This is a genomic window from Parablastomonas sp. CN1-191, from assembly GCF_049354825.1.
Classification (GTDB): domain Bacteria; phylum Pseudomonadota; class Alphaproteobacteria; order Sphingomonadales; family Sphingomonadaceae; genus Novosphingobium.
The window spans coordinates 462128-485031 of the sequence record NZ_CP186480.1; the positions used below are offsets into that span (position 1 = coordinate 462128).

General features: G+C 68.4%; 26 protein-coding genes, 1 tRNA gene and 1 other RNA gene. 19 read left to right on the top strand and 9 right to left on the bottom strand.

Annotated features, from left to right (window positions below; all coding sequences use genetic code 11):
* The first annotated feature begins 38 nt into the window (after positions 1 to 38).
* The 5 genes from bamA (at position 39) to rpmE (ending at position 4809) form a co-directional block, all read left to right on the top strand.
* Entirely contained in the window at positions 39 to 2759 is a 2721-nt protein-coding gene (gene bamA, locus ACOYW6_RS02330) for an outer membrane protein assembly factor BamA (protein ID WP_423142216.1), read from the top strand.
* Positions 2759 to 3469 carry an OmpH family outer membrane protein gene (locus tag ACOYW6_RS02335; protein ID WP_423142217.1) on the top strand — a complete coding sequence of 237 codons (711 nt, stop codon included), beginning with the start codon at positions 2759 to 2761 and terminating at the stop codon, positions 3467 to 3469. Before bamA ends, ACOYW6_RS02335 begins: the two co-directional genes overlap by 1 nt.
* 14 nt (positions 3470 to 3483) lie before the next feature.
* Complete coding sequence (fabZ, locus tag ACOYW6_RS02340; RefSeq protein ID WP_423142218.1) at positions 3484 to 3972, top strand: 3-hydroxyacyl-ACP dehydratase FabZ; 489 nt, start codon at positions 3484 to 3486, stop codon at positions 3970 to 3972.
* Positions 3973 to 3977: 5 nt separating this feature from the next.
* Complete coding sequence (locus tag ACOYW6_RS02345) at positions 3978 to 4493, top strand: AAA family ATPase (protein WP_423143043.1); 516 nt, start codon at positions 3978 to 3980, stop codon at positions 4491 to 4493.
* Positions 4494 to 4578: 85 nt separating this feature from the next.
* A complete protein-coding gene (gene rpmE / locus ACOYW6_RS02350; RefSeq protein ID WP_423142219.1) occupies positions 4579 to 4809 on the top strand; it encodes a 50S ribosomal protein L31 in 231 nt (76 codons plus the stop codon).
* Positions 4810 to 4863: 54 nt separating this feature from the next.
* Here rpmE and ACOYW6_RS02355 read toward each other — a convergent pair whose 3' ends face one another.
* A complete protein-coding gene (locus ACOYW6_RS02355; protein WP_423143044.1) occupies positions 4864 to 5079 on the bottom strand; it encodes a hypothetical protein in 216 nt (71 codons plus the stop codon).
* Between the two features lie 371 nt (positions 5080 to 5450).
* Here ACOYW6_RS02355 and ACOYW6_RS02360 point away from each other — a divergent pair.
* The 11 genes from ACOYW6_RS02360 (at position 5451) to ACOYW6_RS02410 (ending at position 15456) form a co-directional block, all read left to right on the top strand.
* Positions 5451 to 5527 (top strand) — tRNA-His (locus ACOYW6_RS02360).
* Between the two features lie 42 nt (positions 5528 to 5569).
* Positions 5570 to 6634 carry a Leu/Phe/Val dehydrogenase gene (locus tag ACOYW6_RS02365; RefSeq protein ID WP_423142220.1) on the top strand — a complete coding sequence of 355 codons (1065 nt, stop codon included), beginning with the start codon at positions 5570 to 5572 and terminating at the stop codon, positions 6632 to 6634.
* A gap of 51 nt (positions 6635 to 6685) precedes the next feature.
* Positions 6686 to 7426, top strand: coding sequence for a heme ABC transporter permease CcmC (gene ccmC / locus ACOYW6_RS02370; protein ID WP_423142221.1), 741 nt, complete (start codon positions 6686 to 6688; stop codon positions 7424 to 7426).
* Positions 7426 to 7566 carry a hypothetical protein gene (locus tag ACOYW6_RS02375; RefSeq protein WP_423142222.1) on the top strand — a complete coding sequence of 47 codons (141 nt, stop codon included), beginning with the start codon at positions 7426 to 7428 and terminating at the stop codon, positions 7564 to 7566. Before ccmC ends, ACOYW6_RS02375 begins: the two co-directional genes overlap by 1 nt.
* On the top strand, positions 7563 to 8036 hold the full coding sequence (ccmE, locus tag ACOYW6_RS02380) for a cytochrome c maturation protein CcmE (RefSeq protein WP_423142223.1): 474 nt from the start codon (positions 7563 to 7565) through the stop codon (positions 8034 to 8036). The genes ACOYW6_RS02375 and ccmE overlap by 4 nt, the downstream gene beginning before the upstream one ends.
* Positions 8033 to 9976, top strand: coding sequence for a heme lyase CcmF/NrfE family subunit (locus ACOYW6_RS02385; protein WP_423142224.1), 1944 nt, complete (start codon positions 8033 to 8035; stop codon positions 9974 to 9976). The genes ccmE and ACOYW6_RS02385 overlap by 4 nt, the downstream gene beginning before the upstream one ends.
* Entirely contained in the window at positions 9973 to 10512 is a 540-nt protein-coding gene (locus ACOYW6_RS02390) for a redoxin family protein (RefSeq protein WP_423142225.1), read from the top strand. Before ACOYW6_RS02385 ends, ACOYW6_RS02390 begins: the two co-directional genes overlap by 4 nt.
* Complete coding sequence (locus tag ACOYW6_RS02395; RefSeq protein ID WP_423142226.1) at positions 10509 to 10919, top strand: cytochrome c-type biogenesis protein; 411 nt, start codon at positions 10509 to 10511, stop codon at positions 10917 to 10919. The genes ACOYW6_RS02390 and ACOYW6_RS02395 overlap by 4 nt, the downstream gene beginning before the upstream one ends.
* A complete protein-coding gene (locus ACOYW6_RS02400) occupies positions 10916 to 11560 on the top strand; it encodes a tetratricopeptide repeat protein (RefSeq protein ID WP_423142227.1) in 645 nt (214 codons plus the stop codon). Before ACOYW6_RS02395 ends, ACOYW6_RS02400 begins: the two co-directional genes overlap by 4 nt.
* Positions 11561 to 11696: 136 nt before the next feature.
* A complete protein-coding gene (locus ACOYW6_RS02405) occupies positions 11697 to 13643 on the top strand; it encodes a potassium transporter Kup (RefSeq protein ID WP_423142228.1) in 1947 nt (648 codons plus the stop codon).
* A gap of 223 nt (positions 13644 to 13866) precedes the next feature.
* Positions 13867 to 15456, top strand: a complete 1590-nt coding sequence (locus tag ACOYW6_RS02410; RefSeq protein ID WP_423142229.1) for a DEAD/DEAH box helicase — start codon at positions 13867 to 13869, stop codon at positions 15454 to 15456.
* Between the two features lie 67 nt (positions 15457 to 15523).
* Here the strand turns inward: ACOYW6_RS02410 and ACOYW6_RS02415 are convergent, their stop codons facing one another.
* Genes ACOYW6_RS02415 through ACOYW6_RS02435 form a run of 5 tightly spaced genes read right to left on the bottom strand, consistent with a single transcriptional unit; the run spans position 15524 to position 18987 of the window.
* Positions 15524 to 16306, bottom strand: coding sequence for an SDR family oxidoreductase (locus tag ACOYW6_RS02415; RefSeq protein WP_423142230.1), 783 nt, complete (start codon positions 16304 to 16306; stop codon positions 15524 to 15526).
* 2 nt (positions 16307 to 16308) lie between these two features.
* Positions 16309 to 16842 (bottom strand): NUDIX hydrolase, encoded by a 534-nt coding sequence (locus ACOYW6_RS02420; RefSeq protein ID WP_423142231.1) that lies wholly within the window; start codon positions 16840 to 16842, stop codon positions 16309 to 16311.
* On the bottom strand, positions 16839 to 17525 hold the full coding sequence (locus ACOYW6_RS02425; RefSeq protein WP_423142232.1) for a TPM domain-containing protein: 687 nt from the start codon (positions 17523 to 17525) through the stop codon (positions 16839 to 16841). The genes ACOYW6_RS02420 and ACOYW6_RS02425 overlap by 4 nt, the downstream gene beginning before the upstream one ends.
* Positions 17526 to 17535: 10 nt before the next feature.
* Positions 17536 to 18345, bottom strand: a complete 810-nt coding sequence (locus ACOYW6_RS02430; RefSeq protein WP_423142233.1) for a TPM domain-containing protein — start codon at positions 18343 to 18345, stop codon at positions 17536 to 17538.
* Between the two features lie 27 nt (positions 18346 to 18372).
* A complete protein-coding gene (locus ACOYW6_RS02435; RefSeq protein ID WP_423142234.1) occupies positions 18373 to 18987 on the bottom strand; it encodes a LemA family protein in 615 nt (204 codons plus the stop codon).
* 180 nt (positions 18988 to 19167) lie between these two features.
* Here ACOYW6_RS02435 and mscL point away from each other — a divergent pair, with 180 nt between their 5' ends.
* The 3 genes from mscL (at position 19168) to ACOYW6_RS02450 (ending at position 20348) form a co-directional block, all read left to right on the top strand.
* The gene (mscL, locus tag ACOYW6_RS02440) at positions 19168 to 19581 is read left to right on the top strand and encodes a large conductance mechanosensitive channel protein MscL (RefSeq protein WP_423142235.1); all 414 of its coding nucleotides are present in this window, start codon (positions 19168 to 19170) and stop codon (positions 19579 to 19581) included.
* 9 nt (positions 19582 to 19590) lie between these two features.
* Positions 19591 to 19936, top strand: a transfer-messenger RNA (tmRNA) gene (gene ssrA / locus ACOYW6_RS02445).
* Between the two features lie 61 nt (positions 19937 to 19997).
* Positions 19998 to 20348 (top strand): GFA family protein, encoded by a 351-nt coding sequence (locus ACOYW6_RS02450; RefSeq protein WP_423142236.1) that lies wholly within the window; start codon positions 19998 to 20000, stop codon positions 20346 to 20348.
* Between the two features lies 1 nt (position 20349).
* Here ACOYW6_RS02450 and ACOYW6_RS02455 read toward each other — a convergent pair whose 3' ends face one another.
* The 3 genes from ACOYW6_RS02455 to ACOYW6_RS02465 all read right to left on the bottom strand — a co-directional run bounded on the left by ACOYW6_RS02455 (position 20350) and on the right by ACOYW6_RS02465 (position 22903).
* Entirely contained in the window at positions 20350 to 20583 is a 234-nt protein-coding gene (locus ACOYW6_RS02455) for a hypothetical protein (RefSeq protein ID WP_423142237.1), read from the bottom strand.
* Positions 20584 to 20687: 104 nt separating this feature from the next.
* Positions 20688 to 21926, bottom strand: coding sequence for an N-succinylarginine dihydrolase (locus ACOYW6_RS02460; RefSeq protein ID WP_423142238.1), 1239 nt, complete (start codon positions 21924 to 21926; stop codon positions 20688 to 20690).
* Positions 21926 to 22903, bottom strand: coding sequence for an arginine N-succinyltransferase (locus tag ACOYW6_RS02465; protein ID WP_423143045.1), 978 nt, complete (start codon positions 22901 to 22903; stop codon positions 21926 to 21928). Before ACOYW6_RS02465 ends, ACOYW6_RS02460 begins: the two co-directional genes overlap by 1 nt.
* Between the last annotated feature and the right edge of the window lies 1 nt (position 22904).

The following is a 22904-nucleotide window of genomic DNA, read 5'->3' on the forward strand; positions in this document are numbered from 1 at the left end:
CCTGTGTGGGAATTACCGTGCCGATGACTGGACGCCTGATGGGCCCAAAGCCGTTCCGCCGCAGTGTGGACCGCCCGAGTGGCACCCACTATGCCGCCGTTCTGCTTGCGACCTCGATCCTGGCCGGCGTGCCGCAGGCCGCGTTCGCGCAGGCAGCGGCGCCCGCCGGGCCGGTTCCGGCCGGTGCGGTCGCGGCGCCCGCGCCCGCGCCCACCAACGACATCGTCCGCTCGCTCAGCGTGGTCGGCAACCAGCGGCTCGAACGCGACACGATCCTGGCTTACGTCAAGCTGCGCGTCGGCCAGCCCTATACCCAGGTCGCCGCGGACGAGGCGCTGAAGGCGCTGTTCGAGACCGAGCTGTTCTCCGACGTCCAGATCCGCAACGATGCCGGCAACGTCGTCGTCCAGGTGGTCGAGAACCCGGTCGTCAACCGCATCATCCTTGAAGGCAACAAGGCCCTCAAGGACGACAAGATCCTGCCCGAGATCAAGGTCGCACCGCGCCAGATCTTCACCCGCTCCAAGATCCGCGCCGACGTTGCCCGCATCATCGAGCTGTACAAGCGCCAGGGCCGCTTCGCCGCCAGCGTCGAGCCGAAGATGGTCCAGCTCGACCAGAACCGCGTCGACATCGTGTTCGAGATTTCCGAAGGGCCCAAGTCCAAGGTCCGCCAGATCAACATCATCGGCAACGACCACTTCTCCGACGGCACGCTCAAGGGCGAGATGCTGACCAAGGAGACGGGCCTGCTCAAGCTGCTGTCCAGCGGCACCAGCTACGATCCGGACCGGATGGCGTTCGACCAGCAGAAGCTGCGCCAGTTCTACCTGACCCAGGGCTATGCCGACTTCCGCGTCACCTCCGCCGTGGCCGAGCTGACGCCGGACAAGAAGGACTTCATCATCACGTACGTGGTGGAAGAAGGGCAGCGCTACAAGTTCGGTGACGTCAAGGTCGAGAGCCAGTTGCGCGACTTCGACAGCGACCGGCTAACCGCGCAGCTGCCGATGAAGAAGGGCGACTGGTACAACGCCAAGCTGGTCGAAGACACGATCGAGAAGCTGAACAACACCGCCGGCACGTTCGGCTACGCCTTTGCCGACGTTCGTCCGCAGTACCGTCGGAACAAGGACGACCTGACGATGTCGCTCACGTTCCAGATCGCGGAGGCGCCGCGCGTCTACGTCGAGCGGATCGACGTCAACGGCAATTCGCTGACGCAGGACAAGGTCATCCGCCGCGAATTCCGCCTGGGTGAGGGCGACGCGTTCAACTCGCTCCAGGTCAAGCGCTCGGAAGCGCGCATCAAGTCGCTCGGCTACTTCCAGGAGAAGTTCGCGATCGAGCAGAAGCAGGGCTCGGCGCCCGATCGCATCGTGCTCGAGGCCAATGTCGAGGAGAAGCCCACCGGCGAACTGCAGTTCTCGGCCGGGTACTCGTCGATCGAAAGCTTCATCCTCCAGGCCTCGATCCAGCAGCGCAACTTCCGCGGCCGCGGCCAGACGGTCGGCGCCTCGCTGTCGTACTCGCGCTATGCCAAGTCGGCCGAATTGAGCTTCACCGAGCCGTACGTATTCGACAAGTCGATCTCGTTCGGCGGCTCGATCTACCGGCGCGATTACAACAGCTTCAATTACTACAACAACGATCGCAACACGACCTACCAGCAGACCACCACGGGCCTGCAGGCGCGGCTCGGCACCGCGCTGACCGAGTACCTGTCGGCGATCGGCAGCTACACCTTCAACATCGACGACGTCACCCTCGACCAGAACCAGTTCTTCAGCGACCGGCTCGGCTCGCTGCAGTGCGACCCGCTGCTGGCCGGCCGCTACTTGTGCGACGCCATCGGCAAGCGGACCAGCTCGATCCTGGGCCTGTCGATGATCTATGACACGCTCGACAACCGGGTCCGCCCGACCCGCGGCCAGACCGCGTCGGTCAGCACCGATTTCGCCGGCCTGGGCGGATCGGTGAAGTACGGCCGCGTGCGCGCCAACGCGGCGCAGTACTGGCCGGTGGGCAAGGGCTTCGTGTTCTCGCTGTCGGGCGAGGGCGGCATCATCCGCGGCTTCGGCCAGGACGTTCGCCTGACCGACCGGTTCCAGCTCGGCGAGCCGCAGATCCGCGGTTTCGACATCCGCGGCGTCGGTCCGCGCGTGCTGCGCTATCCGCTGGTCGACGCCAACAATGACGGCGTTCCGGAAGAAATCACCGACCGCAAGCAGATCTCCGACGATGCGCTGGGCGGGCAGTATTACTACCTCGGCCGTGCCGAGCTTGAAATTCCGCTCGGCTCGGGCGCGCGCGACCTCGGCCTGCGCCCTTCGGTGTTCCTCGACGTGGGTTCGCTATGGGGCGTCAAGAAGCCGCAGCTGCAGAACAGCCCGTTCCCGGGCGGCACGCTGATCCAGTCGAAGGATGCCAACGGCAACCTGCAGTTCACGCAGGTCGATGCCGCCAGCCTGGTCAACAACGTCTGCACGCCGACCTCGACCTCGCTGGTGACCAGCGCGACCAATCCCAATCCGCCTGCCTGCCTCGGCTCCAACGCCAACGCGCCGGCGGGAACGACCGTGCCGCCGTTCCGCGAAGTGTTCCTGGGCGATACGCCGCTGCCACGCGTCGCGGTCGGCATCGGGGTCAACTGGAACTCGCCGTTCGGTCCGTTCAGGATCGATTTTGCCAAGACCATCTTAAAGCGCCCGGGGGACGACACCAAGACGTTCACCTTCAACGTAGGAACCCAGTTCTGATGACCAAGTCCATGAAGCTTGCCCTGGCCGCCGCGCTGGCCGCGCCGCTGATGAGCGTGCCGATCGCCGCCGAAGCGCAGGCCGCCACCGCGCAGAGCATCGCCATCGCCGACCTTGACGAGGCGGTTGCCAATTCGAATGCCAACAAGGTCGCGCTCAGCCAGCGCCAGGTGACCTACAAGGCGCAGATCGACCAGTACCAGGCCCGTGCCGCGGCGCTGCAGAACCAGATCAACACGATGATCGCCAAGCTCCAGGCGGATAGCCAGGCGCCCAACGCGCGCACCAACCAGGCCGCGCTTGAGCAGCAGGCCAACGCCGTCAAGGCGCTGCAGGCCTCCGGCCAGCAGGAGCTGAACACGATCGTTCGCCCGGTCGCGCTGTCGGAAGCCTACGTCAACGAGCAGCTGGGCGACAAGCTGGACCAGGCCGTGACCAACGCGATGACCAAGAACAAGGTCACCATCCTGCTCAATCCGCAGGCGGTGCTGGCGCGCCAGAACGCGAACGTCCTGACCCAGGCGATCACGAACGAGATCAACGCGCTGATCCCCAACGCCACGCTGGTTCCGCCGGCCGGCTGGGAGCCGCGCCAGATCCGCGAGGCGCGCGCCGCCCAGGCGCAGCAGCAGGGCCAGGTCGCGCCGGCTGCGGCCGTGCCGGCTCCGGCCGCGCCGCGCCCGGCGACCGGCTCGGTCCCGCGCAACTGAGCGTTCGCGGGGGCATGAGCAACGATAACTCCGTAACCGGGGCGGCCAGCGCCACCCCGGCCTACGACATCACCAGGATCCTGGCGGCGCTGCCGCACCGCTATCCGCTGCTGCTGGTCGACCGGGTGATGTCGATCGAGATCGGTGAGCGGATCCACGCGGTGAAGGCGGTGACCTTCAACGAGCAGTTCTTCCAGGGCCATTTCCCTGGCCGCCCGATCATGCCGGGCGTGCTCCAGATCGAGGCGCTGGCCCAGGCCGCCGCGGTGCTGGCGATCGAGACGCTCGAGCTCGCCGGGTCGGGCAAGCTGGTCTATTTCATGGCCATCGAGGATGCCAAGTTCCGCGCCCCGGTAGAACCGGGCGTGCTGCTCGACCTCGAAGTCGGCTTCGTTCAGAAGCGCAGCCGCGTCTGCAAGTTCTGGGGCAAGGCCAGCATCGAGGGCCGCACGACTTGCGAGGTCAACTTTACCGCGATGATCGCCGACCCGCCCAGCGCGTGACGCAAATGGGCGCGGCGGTTCACCTGATCGCCGGGTCGACCGGCGCCGGCAAGACGACCTATGCGCGCGAGCTGGCGGCCGCGAGCGGCGGCATCCGCTTTTCGATCGACGAATGGATGACCGCGCTGTTCTGGCCCGACGCGCCGGAGCCGATCGATGCCGCCTGGGCAATGGAGCGCGTCGAGCGCTGCTATGCCCGGATCGCGCAAGTCGCCTTCGCGGCGGCGCGGCGCGGGGTGCCCGTGATCCTCGACCTGGGCCTGACGACCCGCGCCAGCAGGGCGCGGTTTGCCGCGGAGGCGCGCGCCGAGGGGCTCGAGCCGCGACTTCACGTCCTGGAAGTGCCGGTTGCCGAGCGCTGGCGCCGGGTCGAGGCGCGCAACTTGCAGACCGGCCCGGGCGCCCAGCTGGGTTTCGCCGTCACGCGCGCCATGTTCGACTATGTCGAGGGGCTGTGGGAGCCGCCCGGCGAGGCCGAAATGGCCGATCTGCAAGGTTTGCTTGTGGGCGGCGAAGGCTGACCTTGCGTTTTGGCCGCGTGGCGGATAAGCGCGCCCCTTCCTTTCTGGCCGGTCGGAACCGGCCCTTCGAAGAGAGACCTGTGCGATGAAAGCCGATACCCACCCCGACTACCACAAGATCAAGGTCCAGATGACCGACGGCACCGTGTTCGAAACCCGCTCCACCTGGGGCAAGGAAGGCGACACGCTGGTCCTGGAAATCGATCCGACCTCGCACCCGGCGTGGACCGGCGGCAACCAGCGCCTGCTCGATGCCGGCGGCCGCGTTGCCCAGTTCAACAAGCGTTTCGGCGGACTCACCCTCAAGAAGGGCTGATCGCGCTTACCGGCACGGCATCAAGGGCGGTCCCGCGGGGCCGCCCTTTTGCGTTCAGCGCACCAGATCGCGCGGATTGGCCTGGGGGACCAGGAATTCGACCCCGCAGCCGGGCCCGCGGCGCCAGCGCACGATGGCGCGGGCGCGGGCGCCGCCGGCGCCGATCAACTCCACGAAGGTTCCCTCGCGCAGCCAGTCGGCATCAATGCTGAGACGGGCACCGAAGGGCGAGATGTCTCGGACGGCGGCGGCAGCGCGATCGCCATGCATCGAACGCACTTCAACGCCCGCGCGAACGGCCGCCCGAACGCCGGGGCGCGGCATGGCAGCAGTTGGCAACGCGTTCATTAATCCCCGTACCTCCCCCGATTCCGGGGCCTAGGGGGCAAAGGTTAACGGGCCGGCAACGATTTCTGCTTACCATTCTCTTTACGAACCCGGCGCCGGGGAGGGATTCGCAGTAGCTTTTTGGCACTCCCCCTCCCTTCGCGTAACTATGTTGCGTCAGGCGCGCCGTCAGGCACTTTTCCCTTCCCAATCCGAGCCTCTTGTGCAAGAGGCCGCGCCTGCGCCAATCGCCGCTTGCCCGGCGTCGCGGCGCGCCCTAACCGCGCGCTTCTCGGCATGCGCGCGAGGGTGTGGCGATCGTAGCTCAGTTGGTTAGAGCGCCGGTTTGTGGTACCGGAGGTCGTGGGTTCGAACCCCATCGATCGCCCCATTTCCCTCGATGTTCGCGCTGCCCCCGAAAAGGAGCTGCGGCGTGCCGGCATTCTGGGAAGAACCCGATTTCGACGATCACGAACTGGTCGAGGTGGTGCGCGATCGTGCCTCCGGTTTGACGGCGATCATCGCCGTGCACTCGACGCACCTCGGCCCGGCGGCGGGCGGCACGCGCTTCTGGCATTATGACGACGGCCGCGGTGCGATCCGCGACGCGCTGCGCCTGTCGCGCGGAATGAGCTACAAGAACGCGATGGCCGGCCTGCCGATGGGCGGCGGCAAGGCCGTGATCATGGCCGACGCGGCGCGTACCAAGACGCCGGCGATGCTGGCCGCGTTCGGCGACGCCGTCCAGGCGCTGCAGGGCAAGTACGTCACCGCCGAAGACGTCGGCATCAACGAGGCGGACATGGTCGCGGTATCGCAGCGCACGCCGTTCGTGACCGGCCTGCCGAACCCCGACAGCGACTTCGCCGGCGGCGATCCGGGTCCGTTCACGGCGCTGGGCATCTTCCTGGGCATCAAGGCCGCGGTGAAGCACAAGCTGGGCAAGGACAGCGTTTCGGGGGTCCACGTCGCGCTGCAGGGCACCGGCAGCGTCGGCGGCGGCGTGGCGCGCCTCCTGGCAGGCGAAGGCGCCCGCCTGACGCTGGCCGATGTCGACACCGCGCGCGCCGATGCGCTGGCGGCCGAACTGGGCGGCACCGCGGTCGCCGCCGACACGATCATGGACACCGCCTGCGACGTGTTCAGCCCCAACGCGCTGGGCGCGATCTTCGACGATGCCGGCGTGGCGCGCGTGCAGGCGCCGATCGTCGCCGGCGGGGCCAACAACCAGCTGGCGCGGGCCGAGCATGGCCCGGCGCTGGCGGCGCGCGGCATCCTCTATGCGCCCGACTATGTCATCAATGCCGGCGGCATCATCGCGGTCGGGCTGGAATACCTGGCCCGCCGCAGCGGCGAGCCCTGCGCGATCGAGACGGTGCACGACCGCATCGGCGAGATTCCGGGCCGGCTGACCCAGATCTGGCAGGCCAGCGACGCCGACGGCCGTTCGCCCGACCAGGTTGCCGACGCGATGGCGCAAAAGCTGATCGGCCGCTAAAGGTTCGTTGCCCGCCGGGCCGCGGACTGCCATGGCGGCGCACGACAAACGATGCACGGTTTCGCCAATCCCGCTCGCTTCTTGCGCCTTGCCCGCCGGCTGACCCCGGCGCTGCTTGGCGTCGGCGCGGCGGTGACCGCGGTGGCGCTGTGGTTCGGGTTCGTCCTGGCCCCGGCAGAGCGCCTGCAGGGCGAGACGGTGCGGATCCTGTTCGTCCACGTGCCCGCCGCCTGGCTGGGCATGGGCGCGTGGACCGGCCTTGCGATCGCCAGCCTGGCGGAGATCGTCTGGCGCCATCCGCTGGCGGCCCTGGCGGGCCGCGCGATCGCGGTGCCGGGTGCGTTCTTCACCGCGCTGTGCCTTGCCACCGGTTCGATCTGGGGCCGCCCGGCATGGGGCACGTGGTGGGTCTGGGACGGGCGGCTGACCTCCATGCTGGTGCTGCTGCTGCTGTACTTTGCCTACATCGCGTTGGCCGATGCCGCGGCGCGCGATGCCGGTTGGGGGCCGGGCCAGTCGCGCGCGCCGGCGATTTTCGGGCTGGTCGGCGCGGTCAACATCCCCATCATCAACCGTTCTGTCGTGTGGTGGAATTCGCTGCACCAGCCGCCATCGATCACGGTCGGGCTGATGGGCGGAAAATCGGCGATCGACCCGGCGTTCCTGGGCGGGCTGCTGGCGGCGACGATCGGTTTCACCCTGCTGTTCGGCGCTATCGTGCTGATGCGCATGCGTGCGCTGCTGGCCGACGTCCAGGCCGACGCGCGGCTGCGCCGGCTGGCGCAAGGCTGATGCGCGAAACGCTCGATCCCTGGCCCTTCGTGATCGCGGCCTATGCGCTGACCATCGCCGGCACGCTGGCGCTGACCGCGTGGGCGTGGCTGGCGATGCGCCGCGCCGAAGCCCGCCGCGACAAGGCCCGCGGGCGATGACCGCGTCTTCGTCCGCTCCCGGCATCAAGGCCAAGCACCAGCGGCTGGTCCTGGTCGCAATCGCGCTGGCGGCGCTGATCGGCGCGGCGCTGCTGGGCGCCTGGGCGCTGCGCAGCCAGGCGTCGTTCTTCTACGTCCCCAGCGACGTCGCCAGGGATCCGCCGCCGGTCGGCCGCGCCGTCCGGCTGGGCGGGATGGTCGAAGGCGGATCGCTTAAGACCGCGCCCGACGGCGTGACGATCGCCTTCGTGGTCGGCGACGGCACCGCACGGGTGCCGGTGCGCTATCGCGGCATCGTCCCCGACTTGTTCGTCGAAGGGTCCGGCGTGGTGGCCGAAGGACGGTTCGAACCCGGCGGAACGTTCGTTGCCGATACCCTGCTGGCAAAGCACGACGAGAAGTACGTCCCGCGCGAGCTCAAGGACATGACCGACGCGCAGAAGCGCGCAGCCGTGGCGCAGACGCGGTGATCGCGGAATTCGGCCTTGCGGCGTTGTGGATGGCGGCCGCGCTGGCGGCGCTGCAGATGATCGCCGGGCTGCTGGCGCTGCGCAGCGAAGGCGCGGTGCTGGGCGCGGCGGTGCGCCCGGTCGCGGTCGTGCAGGGGCTGCTGGCGCTGTCGGCATTCATCGCGCTGATCGCGGTGTTCTGCCGTACCGACCTTTCGGTCGCGCTGGTGGCGGCCAATTCGCATTCGCTCAAGCCGTTCCTGTACAAGTTTGCCGGCGCGTGGGGGAACCACGAAGGTTCGATGCTGCTGTGGGTGACGGTGATGGGGCTTGCCGGCGGCAGCGTCGCGCTGGTCGAACGCCGCCTGCCCGAACGCACGATGCTGGCAACGCTGGCGGCCCAGGCCTTCGTCAGCCTGGGCTTCTATGCCTTCCTGCTCATCGCCTCGAACCCGTTCGCGCGCCTCGACCCGGCGCCGCCCGAAGGACAGGGCCTGAACCCGCTGCTGCAGGACCCGGGTCTCGCCTTCCATCCGCCCACGCTCTATTTCGGCTATGTCGGCTTGTCGGTGGCGTTCAGTTTCGCGGTCGGCGCACTGCTGACGCGCGAGGTCGGCCCGGCGCTGGCCAAGGCGATGCGGCCGTGGGTGCTGGGGGCGTGGATATTCCTGACGCTGGGCATCACCGCCGGCTCGTACTGGGCCTATTACGAACTTGGCTGGGGCGGCTGGTGGTTCTGGGACCCGGTCGAGAATGCCAGCCTGATGCCGTGGCTGGCGGCCACCGCGCTGCTGCATTCGGCCAGCGTTCTGGCGGCGCGCAACGCGCTGCGCGCCTGGACGATCATGCTGGGCGTGGTGGCATTCTCGATGTCGATGATCGGCACGTTCCTGGTCCGCTCGGGCATTCTTACCAGCGTCCATGCCTTCGCGGTCGACCCGACGCGCGGATCGTTCATCCTGGGCTTGCTGGCGCTTTATATCGGCGGCGCGCTGCTGCTGTTCGCGCTGCGTGCCGGGACGGTGACGGAGGGCGAACGCTTTGCCGCCACCAGCCGCGAAGCCGGGCTGGTGATCAACAACGTGATGCTGTCGTGCGTGCTGGGAATCGTGCTGGTGGGCACGCTCTACCCGCTGGTGGCAGAAGCGTTCGGGGCCAAGGTTTCGGTCGGGCCGCCGTACTTCGATCCGATGGGTGCGGTGTTCGTGGTGCCGATGCTGCTGGTGCTGATGGTTGGCCCGCTGCTGCGCTGGCGCCGCGCGCCAGAGCCGCGCAAGTTGCGCCCGGCGCTGCTGCCGCTCGCCATCGCGGCGATCGGCGTGATCGGTGCGGCGCTTGCCGGGGCCGGACTGCTGCCGGCGCTGGGCATCGGATTGGGGATCGGCGTGGCCGCCGCCAGCGTGCTGCCGCTGCTCGGCCGCAACTTGCGGCGCACGCCGCTGGCGACCTGGGGCATGATCGCCGCGCATTTCGGCGTCGGGGTCGCGCTTGTCGGCATGGGCAGCGACAGCGCCTTCACCGCCGAGAAGCTGCTGGCCGCGCGCACCGGAGAGACGGTGGCGGTGGGGCCCTGGCAGGTGAAGCTGCTGTCGGTCGAACCGGTCGCAGGACCGAACTACACCGCGCTCGAGGCGGCGCTGGCGGCGCGCTATGACGGCGGGCCGGTCCACGCCATCGCCTCGCAGGCACGCTCGTTCTGGTCGCCGCCGCAGCAGACCAGCGAAAGCGCGCTGCTGACTCGCTGGAACGGCCAGCTCTACGCGGTCCTGGGCGACCAGACCGAGGACGGGCGCTGGCAATTGCGGCTGTGGTGGAAGCCGTTCGTGATCCTGATCTGGCTGGGCGGGGTGCTGATCGCGCTGGGCGGGGTGCTGGCCCTGCTTGGCCATCTTGCCAGCGACCTGCGCCGCGTCGTCGCGCGCGGCAAGATCTCCTATCGCCGCGAAAGGCAGGGCCGATGAACCGTGCCGCCAACTGGGCCTTGTGGTTGCCGCTGGCGCTGTTCGCCGGCCTGCTGCTGCTCGTCGCGGGCGGGCTGCTGCGCCCGGCGTCGCGCGATGTGCAAAGCGCGATGGTGGGCAAGCCGCTGCCGGACTTCGTCCTCAAGGGCGCGCTGCCCGGCCGGCCCGGCCTGGCGCGCGTCGATTTCGCCGACGGCCGGCCCAAGCTGCTCAACGTCTTTGCCAGCTGGTGCGTGCCCTGCGCGGTGGAATCGCCGCAACTGGCGCAGCTCAAGGCCGCGGGCGCGCGGATCGAGGCGGTCGCCATCCGCGACAAGGGCGAGGATATCGCCAGCTTCCTCAAGCGCAACGGCGACCCGTTCGATCGCATCGCCACCGACCCGGTCAGCTCGCTGCAGCTGGCGATCGGGTCATCGGGCGTGCCCGAAACCTTCGTGATCGATGGCAGGGGGGTGATCCGCTACCAGCACATCGGCGATATCCGGCCTGAAAATGTCGCCATGCTGCTCGGCAAATTGCGCGAGGCGGGGCGATGATCGCGCGGCTGCTGGCCCTGCTTGCCCTTGCGCTGGCGGCGCCGCTGGCGGCCGATAGCACGCTGCCGCCGGCGCCGTGGGCCTACCGCCAGCTGCCCGACCCGGCGCAGGAGGCCAAGGCTAACGCGCTGATGCAGACGCTGCGCTGCTTGACCTGCCAGGGCCAGTCGATCGCCGACAGCGACGCGCAGATGGCGGGCGACCTGCGCAACGAGGTGCGGCTGCGCATCGCCGCGGGCGAGCAGCCCGAGGCGATCCGCGCCTGGCTGATCGCGCGTTACGGCGATTACATTTCCTATGCGCCGCGGGTCACGACGCTGACCTGGCCGCTGTTCGCGCTGCCGGCGCTGTTCGTGGTCCTGGCGGCGCTGCTGCTTCGGCGGCGGTTCGTGCGGGTAGCGCCATGAGCCTGGCGATCGCCGGCCTCGCTGCCGCGGCCGCCTTCGCGCTGGCAGTCTTCGCGCTGGGCGCGCCGCGGCGCACGTGGGAGGCGATCGCCTCGGCGCTGCTGTTCGGGCTGGCAGGCTATGCGCTGCAAGGGCACCGCGACCTGCCCGGATCGCCGCGTGCGCCGACCGAGGCGAGCATCGGCAATCCCGCGCTGCTGGTCGAAACCCGCCAGGCACTGCAGGGCGACGGCAAGCTGCCGGCCAACCGCTGGGTGCTGCTGGCGGACGCGATGGTTCGCAACGGCCGCTACGGCGATGCCGCCGACACGCTGCGCGTCGCGGTGGGCGAAAACCCGCGCGATGCGGAAGCGTGGCTGGCGCTGGGCAACGCGCTGGTCGGCCACGCCGGCGGTCAGCTCACGCCCGCGGCGCTCATGGCCTATGACCGCGCCGCGGAGATCGATCCCGCCGGACCGGGGCCGCGCTTCTTCCGCGGCCTGGCGCTGCTGGGCAGCGGGCGGATCGTGGAAGGGCGCAAGGCCTGGGCCGACTTGCTCGCCTCGGCCCCCGCGAACGCGCCGTGGCGGGCCGGACTGGCCGACCGGGTTGCCCGGCTGGACGCGATGATCGCGGCAGCGGGCGCGGATTCTTCGCGGTGAACAAGCAACCAAGCGCGCGTTGCGGCATTGCCCCTTTCGTGCCAGTGCCGCGCGTCGCGGCCCGCCACCTGGCGAGCACGGGGCCGAAGCAGGGTCGCAGGCATGAGCATGCAGGCATGACAGGTAAGGCAGGCCGATGAGCACCCCCGGCCACGAAGCCGACTCGGTTGCCCCGACGGCTGCGCACATGCAGCCAAACACCGTTGCGCACGGGGCGCACAATCACGCCGAAGGTCCGCTGCTGAAACTGGCGGTGGGCGCGATCGGCGTGGTCTTCGGCGATATCGGCACCAGCCCGCTTTACGCCATGCGCGATACGTTCGCCGGGCATCACAAGCTTCCGCTCGATCACTTGCACATCTTCGGCATCGTCAGCCTGATGTTCTGGTCGATGATGGTGATCGTGACGCTGAAGTACGTCAGCGTGATCATGCGCGCCGACAACAAGGGCGAGGGCGGCAGCCTGGCCCTGCTGGCGCTGATCAACAAGAATGTCGGCGGCAAGCGCTGGTCGCCCTGGATCGTCCTGCTGGGCGTGTTCGCCACTGCGCTGTTCTACGGCGATTCGATGATCACGCCGGCGGTGTCGGTTCTTGGCGCGATCGAGGGCGTGGCGGTCTACAACCCGGCGATGGAGCGCATGGTCGTGCCGATCGTGGTCGGCATCCTGATCGCGCTGTTCATGATCCAGAGCCGCGGCACAGCCAAGGTGGCGACCTTTTTCGGGCCGATGATGCTGCTCTATTTCGGCACGATCTCGGTCCTGGGGCTGGTCAGCATCGCGCAAATGCCGGGCGTTCTCTGGGCGCTCAGCCCGCATCACGCCGCGGCGATGTTCGTCGCCGATCCGTTCCGCGGGTTCCTGGCGATGGGCTCTGCCGTGCTGGCGGTGACCGGTGCGGAGGCGCTTTATGCGGACATGGGGCACTTCGGGCGTCCGCCGATCCGGGTGTCGTGGCTGTTCTTCGTGCTGCCGGCGCTAGTGCTTAATTACCTCGGCCAGGCCTCGCTGCTGATCCGCGAACCGGCGGCGCTGGAAAGCCCGTTCTATTTCCTCGCTCCGGACTGGTTCCAGTGGCCTCTGCTCGTGATTGCGAGCGCGGCCGCGATCATCGCCAGCCAGGCGGTGATATCGGGGGCGTTCTCGGTCACCCAGCAGGCGATCCAGCTCGGCTTTATCCCGCGCATGACGATCAAGCACACCAGCGAGACCGCCGCCGGGCAGATCTACATTCCGGTCATCAACACCGCGCTGATGATCGCGGTGGTGATCCTGGTGCTGGTGTTCCAGCGCTCGTCCAACCTGACCGCGGCCTACGGCATCGCCGTGACCGGGGCGATGACGATCGACAACGTGCTTCTGGCCGTGGTCCTGTTCAACATGTGGAAGTGGCCCAAGCTGGTCTCCGTGCCCTTGCTGGTGCTGTTCTTCGTCCTCGACGCTGCTTACCTGGCGGCGAACTTCACCAAGATCCCCGACGGCGGCTGGGTGCCGCTGGCGATGGGGCTGGCCATCTTCACGCTGCTGACGACGTGGTCGCGCGGGCGCGCGCTGATGCGGCAGAACATGGCCGAGGCGGCGATGCCGATCGACGTCTTCGCCAAGAGCGCGCACGCCAGCGCCGCGAGGGTATCGGGCACGGCCATCTACATGGCTTCGGCGGCGATCGGCGTCCCCTCGGCGCTGCTCCACAACATCAAGCACAACAAGGTGCTGCATGAGCGCGTCGTGATCCTGACCGTGGCGATCCAGGACGTTCCCTACGTCGACGAGGAGTACCGGTTCGCGATCACCGACCTTGGGCAGGGCTTCTACAAGATGGTCCTCAGGTTCGGTTTCCTTGAAGACACCGACGTGCCCAACGCGCTGAAGAACGTCACGATGTGCGGGGCGCCGTTCAAGATGATGACCACCAGCTTCTTCCTGTCGCGCCAGACGCTGATCCCTTCGGCCAAGCCGGGGATGGCGATCTGGCGGGAAAAGCTGTTTTCGTGGATGCTGCGCAATGCGGCCAGCGCGATGGAGTTCTTCCGCCTTCCGACCAATCGCGTGGTGGAGCTTGGCAGCCAGGTTGAAATATAATTGCTTGCGTTTTGCGCAACTGCTGCCTATCTGCCGCCCTACATAACGCGACCGGCGTGAAGATCGCGGCCTAGCTGGCCATCGATCCGGTTGCGGTCCCTCTCCGGGATCATTCGCCTTTTTTCGTGCCGCCTTCTTTCACGCAGGGCCCGCAAAGCCACCCTGTTCGTGCCGGCGCATGACTGCGCCTGGCGTGCGCAATTCGAATTACGAAAGACATTCCATGACCTTTTTCTCCGACCTCGGGCTGGCCGAACCGCTGTGCCGCGCGCTGACCACCAAGGGCTACACCGATCCTACCCCGATCCAGCGCCAGTCGATCCCGGCGCTTCTGGAAGGACGCGACCTGCTTGGCATCGCGCAGACCGGCACCGGCAAGACCGCGGCCTTTGCGCTGCCCTCGCTACACCGCCTGGCCGCCGATCCGCAGCCGCGCCGCAACGCCGCCTGCCGGATGCTGGTGCTGTCCCCCACGCGTGAACTGGCCGCCCAGATCGCCGACAACATGCGCGGCTATGCCAAGTACCTCAACATGAGCGTGCAGTGCGTGTTCGGCGGCGTACCCGTGGGCAAGCAGGCGCGCATGCTGGTTTCAGGCGTCGACGTGCTCGTCGCTACGCCGGGCCGCCTGCTCGACCTGATCGACCAGCGCGCGCTGACGCTGCGCCATGTCGAGATCTTCGTGCTCGACGAAGCCGACCAGATGATGGACCTCGGCTTCATCCACGCGCTGCGCCGCGTCTCGCAGCTGCTGCCCGACAAGCGGCAGAGCCTGTTCTTCTCGGCAACGATGCCGCAGTCGATCGCGCAGCTTGGCGCCCAGTTCATCAAGAACCCGGTCCGCGTCGAAGTGACCCCGCAGGCGACCACCGCCGAGCGCGTCGTCCAGCGCGCCACGTTCGTCAACCAGGCCGAAAAGCAGGCCCTGCTGACCATCCGCCTGCGTGACCTGATCGCCTCTGGCGAGCTTGACCGCAGCCTGGTCTTCACCCGCACCAAGCACGGCGCCGATCGCGTCGTGCGTAACCTCGTCGCCGCCGGGGTCGAGGCCGCGGCCATCCACGGCAACAAGAGCCAGGCGCAGCGCACCGCCGCGCTCGGCAAGTTCCGCTCTGGCGGGCTCAAGGTGCTGGTCGCGACCGACATCGCGGCGCGCGGCATCGACGTTTCGGGCGTCAGCCACGTGTTCAACTTCGAGCTGCCCAACGTGGCCGAACAGTACGTCCACCGCATCGGCCGCACCGCGCGCGCCGGCGCCGACGGCATCGCCGAGAGCTTCGTCGCCCCGGACGAAAAGGCCTATCTGCGCGACATCGAGAAGCTGACCGGCGTCAAGCTCGATACCATGAAGCTGCCTGAGAGCTTCCAGCAGGAAGCCGCCAAGCTGCCCAAGGCCGCGCGCACCAACCCGGACAGCGACCAGCCCCGCCGCGGCGAGCATGGCAATCGCAACGGCCCGCGCAATTACGTGCGCGAGGAAGGCGAAGGCCGCAGCCGCGCGCGTCGCAACAACGGCCCGCACGTCGCCCGCACCGACACCAGCGTGATCCGCCCGGTCGGCGCCGCCGCGGGCCGCGCCGACGGCCGTCGCGACGGTCCGGCGCAGGACCGCCGCGCACCCCGCACGCATGGCGACAACCGTTCCGCCCGTCCGCAGGGCGACAACCGCCCGGCGCGCCCGCATGGCGAAGGCCGTCCGGCGCGACCGCACGGCGATGCCCGTCCCGCACCGCGGGGCGATGCTCCGCGCCGCGATGGCGGCGGCCAGGGCTACCGCGGCCGCCGCGACGGCGGCCAGGGCGGATCGCGCTGAGCATCGAAACGGCCGCCCCCACGGGCGGCCGTTTTCATGTGGCGGTCACTGGCCAGTCACGAGGGCGTCACTGGGCGGAAATTCCGCCGTCGAGCTTGAGCTCGGCACCGGTCATGAACCGGCTCTCGTCGCTGGCGAGATAGAGCACGCCCAGCGCGATTTCCTCCGGCTGGCCGACCCGCTTCAGCGGTACCTGGCGTGCCAGCTTGTCGAGGATCACGTCCTTGGGCCGTCCGGTGCTGGCGCTGAAGCCATCGAGGATCGGGGTGTCTACGAACGTCGGGTGCACCGAGTTGCAGCGGATATCCAGGCCCCTGTCCGCGCACCACAGCGCGATCGATTTCGACAGCATCCAGACCGCCGCCTTGCTGGCGTTGTAGCCGGGCATCGTGCCCGAGGCGATCAGACCGGCGATCGAGCTGATGTTCACGATCGAGCCCGGCTGGTTGTCGCTCATCAGTGGCAGTGCGGCGCGGCAGCCGTAAAAGACCGAGTCCACGTTGACCGCGAAACCGCGCCGCCAGTCCGCATCGGTGCAGGTCATGAGGTCGCCGGCGACTCCGATGCCTGCGTTGTTGACCAGCACCGACAGGCCGCCCAGCTCGTCGCGGCAACGCGCGATCGCGGCGTCCCATTCGGCCGGCACGGTGACGTCGAGCTTGCACGCCAGCGCCGTCCCGTCGCCCATTTCGGCATTGATCGCCGCGGCCTGCGCGGCAGCGCCGTCCACGTTGATGTCGGCCAGGATCACGCGCGCGCCCTCGCGGGCCAGCAGCGCCGCCTGCGCCGCGCCAAGGCCCTGCGCCGCGCCGGTTACCAGTGCCCTCTTGCCTTGAACCCGTCCCGCCATCGTCACTCTCCCAGGATGTCGCCGGCCAGCAGCAGCAGCAGCTTGACGTCGATGGCGTCGCCGCCCGCGCGGCGCTGCGCCACGAAGGCCGCGATCTCGTTCACCGGCACACGGTGGACGGTGATATCCTCGCCGTCGACCCCGCCGCCAGCGCCGATCCGCGTCAGGCCGCGCGCCTTTACCAGCGTAAAGCTTTCGCTGACCATCCCGGGCGAGGAGTAGAACTCGCCGACGATCTCGACGTGGTCGGCACGCCAGCCGGTTTCCTCTTCCAGTTCGCGCGCGGCGGCGGCCTCGACCGCTTCGTCCGCCATGCTGCCATCGCCGATCAGGCCCGCGGGCAGTTCAATGCAGGGCCTGCCCAAGGGCACGCGAAATTGCTCGACCAGCAGGACGTCGCCATCGACGATCGCAAGGATCACTGCAGCGCGAATACCGCGCGCGCGAGAGACGTATTCCCACTTGCCGCGCACCTTTGCGGTGATGAACCTGCCGTCCCAGACAACCCGTTCAGGCGCGTCGCGATCGTCGCTCACACCACGATCAGCCGATCGGGTAGCTCGTTGACGTCGTCGTCGGCGCGAGGGAAATGCTCGGCCAGGATCGCGCCGACCCGGTCGACCGCGGCGATGATGCCGTCGGCAGTGCGTCCGGCGCGGATTTCCGCGATCATCGCCGCCATCGCGTCGCCCCAGACCTCGGCCGGGACCTTGGTCGCAATCGCCTCGTCTGCGACGATCTCGGCGCGGTGCTCGGCAATGGACAGGTAGATCAGGATCCCGGTGCGGCCGTGGGTGCGGCGCTCGGCTCCGACCTTGAAACAGGTTTCGGCGCGGGCACGGACGCGCGCGTGCTTGATTGCGCCGGGGGTCAGGAACAGGCGCAGTGGACGGATCAGCAGCAGCAGCCACGTTCCCGCGAACTTGAGCATGGCGCCGGCGCTGGCCAGCGCCAGGATGCCGCGCGGCGTCCAATCACCGTCGCCCCAGGTGCCGGCGATGCGGTCGACCAGCCCGAGGTAGAAACCGGGCGCGGCCGCATAGGCGATCAGCGCCAGGAACGCCGCCAGCGCCGACCACAGCAGCGCGACATCGGCATAGTCGTCGGACCGCGGCGACAGGATGGTGACGATCTCACCCGCGCTGCGGCCTTCCGCCGCGGTAACGGCGGCGCTGACGCGGTCTGCATCGGCTTCGCTGATGAAGGTTTCCTGTGCCACCGCGCGTCCCCTACCAGCTGCCCGATGCGCCGCCGCCGCCGAAGCTGCCGCCGCCGCCCGAAAACCCGCCGCCGAAGCCGCCGCCGCCAAAGCCGCCGCCGCCACCGAACCCGCCGCCGCGCGAATGGTTGAGCGCGTCCCACACGATCAGCGGACCCAGGCCGCTACCGCGATAGCGCCGCCCGCGCCGCGACCCGCGCAGCATCGGCAGGATGAAGAACAGGAATATGAAGCCCAGCCAGATGATGGTCGAAAACGGGATGCCGCCCTGGTCAGGCTGCTGGCGCGCGGTCTGCGCCGCGGCCGCAACCTTGGCCGCTTCCTCTGGCGGAAGGGTCAGCTGGTGGATGATCGCGTCGGTGCCGGCCTCGATTCCGCCGGACATGTCGCCGGCCTTGAATGCGGGAACGACCTGCTGGTTGACGATCAGCGAGCTCATCCCGTCGGTAAGGTACGGCTCGAGCCCGTAGCCGACCTCGATCCGCACCTTCCGTTCGGTAGGCGCGACGATCAGGATCGCGCCGTCGTTGCGTTCCTTGTCGCCCAGGCCCCAGGCGCGGCCCAGGCGAAAGCCGTAGTCGGAAATGTCGTAGCCCTGCAGGTCGGGGATGGTGGCGACCACCAGCTGCCGCTGCGACTGGGTTTCCAGCGCGGCCAGCTTCTGATTGAGGCGCGCCTCGACATCGTCGGGGATGATGTTGGCGGCATCGACGACGCGGCCGGACAGCGGCGGGAAGGTCGGGTCGGCCCAGGCCGGGCCGGCGAGAAGGCCCGCCAGCGCCAGCAGCAGGGCCGCCGCGATCCGTGTTGCGCGTGTCATGGCCGCGCCCGTTCCGCGCCCCGCCTCCTAGAGCTTGCCGTCGAGGCTGGGCGCGACTTCGGCGCCCGGCGTTGCCGCCTGGTACGGCACCATCGGCTTGGCGCCGTAGAAGATCTTGGCCCCGATGGCGCCGGGGAAAGTGCGGATCTCGGTGTTATAGCCCTGGACCGCGGTGTTGTAGTCCATCACCGCGATGCGGATGCGGTTCTCCTGCCCCTCGAGCTGGCTCTGCAGCATCTGGTAGTTGGTAATGCTCTTGAGCTCGGGATAGGCCTCGACGTTGGCGAGCAGGCGCCCGAACCCGCCCAGCTGCGAGGACAGCTGGTTCTGCGCGTCCTGGAACGCCTTGACCTTTGCCGGGTCCTTGAGGTCGTCGCCCGAAATCTGGATCTGCGGGCTGGTGGCCTTGGCGCGCGCTTCGACCACGCCGGTCAGGATGTCCTTTTCCTGCGTCGCCGCGCCCTTGGCGGTGGCGGCCAGGTTGGGGATCAGGTTGGCGCGTTCCTGGAACGCGGCCTGGACGTTGGCCCACTTGGCCTTGGCGTTCTCTTCCTTGGTGGGGATCGAGTTGATCCCGCAGCCGGCCAGCATGACCGGGGCAGCGATGGCGACGGCAGCACGGCCGAACGGCGAAAGGGACATGACCAGGGTTCCTCCTCCAACGGGCCGCGCAACGGCGCGTCCGGATGAGGTGATTTAGCAAGCTATGACACGTGTTCAAGGGCGCCTGCGCCAGTCCGAGTGACAATCGCATCGCCGGATTGCCGAGGGCCGCGGTTTCTGGCACTTCTGGTGCTGCGATCTGCGGCAAGGGGACGAGCGATGTGGGGAGAGTTCAAGGAATTCGTGGCGCGTGGCAACGTGCTGGACCTTGCGGTCGGCGTGATCATCGGCGCCGCCTTCGGCAAGATCGTCACCGCGCTGACCGAGGACCTCATCATGCCGGTTATCGGCGCGGTGTTCGGCGGGCTCGATTTCTCGGATCGCTACGCGGTGCTGTCGGGATCGGTGGCGCCGGGAACCTCGCTGGCGGAAGCGCGCAAGAGCGGTGCAAACGTGCTGGCTTACGGCGACTTCGTGTCGACGGTGATCGACTTCGCCATCATCGCCTTCATCATCTTCCTGATCGTGCGCGCAGCCAATCGCCTGCGCCGGCCCGAGCCGGTCGTGGTCGCCGCGCCCAGCGAGGTCGAGCTGCTGGCCGAAATCCGCGACGAGCTGCGCCGCCGCACCTGATTGCGCCGGTCACTTCACATTAAGCGGCAACGCCCTATATGGGTCGGTGCCGGTTTCGACCGGCTATGGCGATAAATTGCTTCGTGCAATAGGCCCAGCGGACCCGGGGGCAGTACCCGGCGGCTCCACCACTATCCCCGTGAAAGCGGGGAGAATGACGGGGCCGAACCAGGATCGACGTGGACTGAAAAGCGTAGTTTTTGCCCGGGCTGAGTAACCCGTTAAAGGCTCAAAACGCACAAGTGCCAACGACAACGAAGCACTTGCTCTCGCCGCGTAACCTGACGGCCTAACGGCCTGATCTTACAAAGCGAAAGCACGGTTCGGACCGAACCGGGTAACAGAATCGGAAACCGGGGGCCCGGAGGGAGCCTAGCAACAGAATCCCTCCACCGACATTCAGCGGAGATGCGGACTTGGCCTATTCGGGAAGCTGCCATTGCAGCGCCGTCACCTTCTCCGTCGCCGCCGACCTGCCGGGCGAGGCGATCTCGTGCAATTGCTCGCATTGCCGGCGCAAGGGCCTGCTGCTGACCTTCGTGCCCAAGTCGGCGTTCGCGCTGGAAAGCGGCGGAGACAAGCTGACCGAACACACGTTCTACAAACATGCCATCGCGCACCGCTTCTGCTCGACATGCGGCGTGCAATCGTTCGCGTTCGGCAAGGGGCCGGACGGCTCCGAAGTGGCGGCGATCAACTTGCGCGCGGTGCCCGAATGCGACCTTGACGCGCTTGAACTGCGCAAGGTCGACGGGGCGAGCTTCTAGGCTAGGCGGCGGCCGCCCTGGCGGCCTGGTCGTGCCTGAGGCAGTCGAAGATCTTCGCGCCGGCCATGAACACCGCGCCCGAGCAGGCCACGAACAGCAGCTTGCCGGGAAAGCCCGGATACTGGTGCAGGTAGACGGTGCCCCGTTCCACCGCGCCGAGGGCCAGCGCGTAAATGATCATGCACGCCTCGAAGCGCGTCTTGATCAGGAACAGCCGGCCGATCTTCGAAAGCATTGTCACTCCGTTTCGCGATATTCGCAGCAAGGGCCGTGCCACTGGCGGAACGGCGTGCTCGAGCTGGTAAACGCGCGGTAAATTGTAAAGGTTGCCGACGCAACTTACGCCAGCTGTCCCAAATCGAGAACGTCCAGCAAGGCGCGGCGCGCGGCGACGACGTCGCGGGCCAGGGCGGCGCTCCCAAGCTCCTGCGGCGCGATCGCCTCGGGCCAGCGTTCGGCGACGACGGCCTCGATCCGGTCGGCCTTGCGGTCGTCGAGCAGGAAGCGCGGATCGATGGTGGCCGGATCGGCGACCACGCGCAGGCGCAGGCAGGCCGGACCGCCTCCGTTCGCCATCGATTCCTTCACGTCGACGGGGAAAACCCGCCGGATCGGCCCGTTGCCGGACACCGCGCGGTCAAGCCAGCCGGCGATGCTGGCGGTTGCCACGCATTCGGCGGGGACCACCAGCGCCATATCGCCCTCTGGCAGCGTCACCAGCTGCGCGTTGAACAGATAGCCGGCGATCGCATCGGCCAGCGGCACGTCGCTTTCGGGAACAACAACGATCTGCGCTTCGGGAAGACGCTCGCGGAGGGCGGCGTAGACGTGCTCGGGCTCGGCGAAAGCGCGCTCATGGCACAGCAGCACGGTTTCGTTTGCAACCGCGACCACGTCGTTGTGGAAGGCGCCCGCGGCGATGGCCTCCGGCGCCTGTTCGGCGAAGATCGTCTGCGCGGGGTCGAGGCCGTGGCGGCGCGCGATGGCACGGCCGGCCTGCTCATGCTGGCGGGCGGGGAAGGGGCCGCCGGGGCGTCCGTAAACGAAGATTTCCACGCCGGGCGCGGCGTGGGCGCCGGTCAAGCGCATGTGGTTGGCGGCCCCTTCGTCGCCGAAGCAGGGCGGGACCGGGCCGTGCACCGCGAAGGCGGGGTCGGCGAACGCCAGCCGCAGCTGGGCGAGCGTCCCGGGCCATTCGTGCGAGCGGTGCGGCATCGAGACGAGATTGGCGACCGACAGGTGGCAGCGACCGTCGGCGCAATCGGCCGCCGGGCTGACCGTGGCGGCATTGGCGGTCCACATCGACGAAGCCGACCAGGTTGCCGCCAATAAGCCTGGTTCGCCATCGCCCAGTGCAAGCGCGTCGGCAAAACCGGTGTTCGGGCGGTCGAGCGGCATGAACACGCCTTGCGCCAGCCCGAGCGCGAGGTTGTGCCGCATCTTGGCCAGACCCTGCAGGGCCGCAGCTCGCGGGTGCGAGACTTCGCCGGCGTGGCGCGTGGCCGCCAGGTTGCCCAGGCTGAGCCCGGCGTAATTGTGGCTTGGCCCGACCAGCCCGTCGAAATTGATCTCGATCATCAGTCGCGCGCCACGTGGCTGACGCGGTCGCCGATGCCCACCCCCAGGACGCGCGCGGCATCCGGATCGATCGCCAGCCCGCCGTCCCGTTCGATGGCCCAGCCGTAAGCGGCGCGGAATTCCGCCAGCTTGCCGCAGGTCAGCAGGCGCTTGGTGGCGCCGCCTTGTTCCGGCACGACGTCGAGCGCTGTGACGGCCGTGTCGGCCGCCTCGCGCACGGTGCGGATCTGGTCGGTGCGCACGGTCATCGTCGGGCCGCCGTCGAAGATGTCGATGTAGTTCTCCCAGGCGAAGCCTTCTTCTTCCAGCATCCGCATCGCCGCGCGGCCAGAAGGATGCGGCACGCCGATCACGGCGCGCGCCGCTTCGCTGAGCATGGCGATATAGACGGCGTGCTTGGGCATCAGGTCGGCGATGAACTGGTTGCCGTGGACGGCATTGAACTGGTCGGCTTCCTGGAAGCTCATTCCGAAGAAACGGCCGGCCACGCCGTCCCAGAACGGCGATCCGCCGGCTTCGTCGATGACGCCGCGCAGTTCTGCCAGCGTGCGGTCGGCAAAGCGGGCGCGGTGGGCGCGGATGAACAGGTAGCGGCTGCGCGCCAGTAGCAGGCCCAGCCCGCCGGCGCGTTCGCCGGGATGCAGGAACAATCCGCCGACCTCGCTGGCGCCCTCAAGGTCGGTCGAAAGGTTGAGGATGTCAGCGCGAAAGGTGCGGCCCAGCTCCTCGCTGTGCTGGGTCAGTGCGCCGATGCGATAGGAATAGAACGGCCATTTGCGGCCGACCGAGCCGAACACCTGGCACGTGCCGCGTACTTCGCCGGTGGCCGTGTTCTCAAGCACGAAGACATAAAGATCGTCGCGCGGTCCGTCGCTTTCCGGCGCGGCAAACGCCGCTGCCGAACGCTCCAGCTTGGCGCCCAGCGCCTTGCGGTCGGGCGGCAGGTTGGTGAAGCCGCCGCCGGTGCGCTTGGCCATT

What these genes read in the sequence shown, in the direction of transcription:
- bamA (WP_423142216.1), top strand. Translation starts at nt 39, where the DNA reads ATGGGCCCAAAGCCGTTCCGCCGCAGTGTGGACCGCCCGAGTGGCACC.
- ACOYW6_RS02335 (WP_423142217.1), top strand. Translation starts at nt 2,759, where the DNA reads ATGACCAAGTCCATGAAGCTTGCCCTGGCCGCCGCGCTGGCCGCGCCG.
- fabZ (WP_423142218.1), top strand. Translation starts at nt 3,484, where the DNA reads ATGAGCAACGATAACTCCGTAACCGGGGCGGCCAGCGCCACCCCGGCC.
- ACOYW6_RS02345 (WP_423143043.1), top strand. Translation starts at nt 3,978, where the DNA reads ATGGGCGCGGCGGTTCACCTGATCGCCGGGTCGACCGGCGCCGGCAAG.
- rpmE (WP_423142219.1), top strand. Translation starts at nt 4,579, where the DNA reads ATGAAAGCCGATACCCACCCCGACTACCACAAGATCAAGGTCCAGATG.
- ACOYW6_RS02355 (WP_423143044.1), bottom strand. Translation starts at nt 5,079, where the DNA reads ATGCATGGCGATCGCGCTGCCGCCGCCGTCCGAGACATCTCGCCCTTC.
- ccmC (WP_423142221.1), top strand. Translation starts at nt 6,686, where the DNA reads ATGCACGGTTTCGCCAATCCCGCTCGCTTCTTGCGCCTTGCCCGCCGG.
- ACOYW6_RS02375 (WP_423142222.1), top strand. Translation starts at nt 7,426, where the DNA reads ATGCGCGAAACGCTCGATCCCTGGCCCTTCGTGATCGCGGCCTATGCG.
- ccmE (WP_423142223.1), top strand. Translation starts at nt 7,563, where the DNA reads ATGACCGCGTCTTCGTCCGCTCCCGGCATCAAGGCCAAGCACCAGCGG.
- ACOYW6_RS02390 (WP_423142225.1), top strand. Translation starts at nt 9,973, where the DNA reads ATGAACCGTGCCGCCAACTGGGCCTTGTGGTTGCCGCTGGCGCTGTTC.
- ACOYW6_RS02395 (WP_423142226.1), top strand. Translation starts at nt 10,509, where the DNA reads ATGATCGCGCGGCTGCTGGCCCTGCTTGCCCTTGCGCTGGCGGCGCCG.
- ACOYW6_RS02400 (WP_423142227.1), top strand. Translation starts at nt 10,916, where the DNA reads ATGAGCCTGGCGATCGCCGGCCTCGCTGCCGCGGCCGCCTTCGCGCTG.
- ACOYW6_RS02405 (WP_423142228.1), top strand. Translation starts at nt 11,697, where the DNA reads ATGAGCACCCCCGGCCACGAAGCCGACTCGGTTGCCCCGACGGCTGCG.
- ACOYW6_RS02410 (WP_423142229.1), top strand. Translation starts at nt 13,867, where the DNA reads ATGACCTTTTTCTCCGACCTCGGGCTGGCCGAACCGCTGTGCCGCGCG.
- ACOYW6_RS02415 (WP_423142230.1), bottom strand. Translation starts at nt 16,306, where the DNA reads ATGGCGGGACGGGTTCAAGGCAAGAGGGCACTGGTAACCGGCGCGGCG.
- ACOYW6_RS02430 (WP_423142233.1), bottom strand. Translation starts at nt 18,345, where the DNA reads ATGACACGCGCAACACGGATCGCGGCGGCCCTGCTGCTGGCGCTGGCG.
- ACOYW6_RS02435 (WP_423142234.1), bottom strand. Translation starts at nt 18,987, where the DNA reads ATGTCCCTTTCGCCGTTCGGCCGTGCTGCCGTCGCCATCGCTGCCCCG.
- mscL (WP_423142235.1), top strand. Translation starts at nt 19,168, where the DNA reads ATGTGGGGAGAGTTCAAGGAATTCGTGGCGCGTGGCAACGTGCTGGAC.
- ACOYW6_RS02455 (WP_423142237.1), bottom strand. Translation starts at nt 20,583, where the DNA reads ATGCTTTCGAAGATCGGCCGGCTGTTCCTGATCAAGACGCGCTTCGAG.
- ACOYW6_RS02460 (WP_423142238.1), bottom strand. Translation starts at nt 21,926, where the DNA reads ATGATCGAGATCAATTTCGACGGGCTGGTCGGGCCAAGCCACAATTAC.
- ACOYW6_RS02465 (WP_423143045.1), bottom strand. Translation starts at nt 22,903, where the DNA reads ATGGCCAAGCGCACCGGCGGCGGCTTCACCAACCTGCCGCCCGACCGC.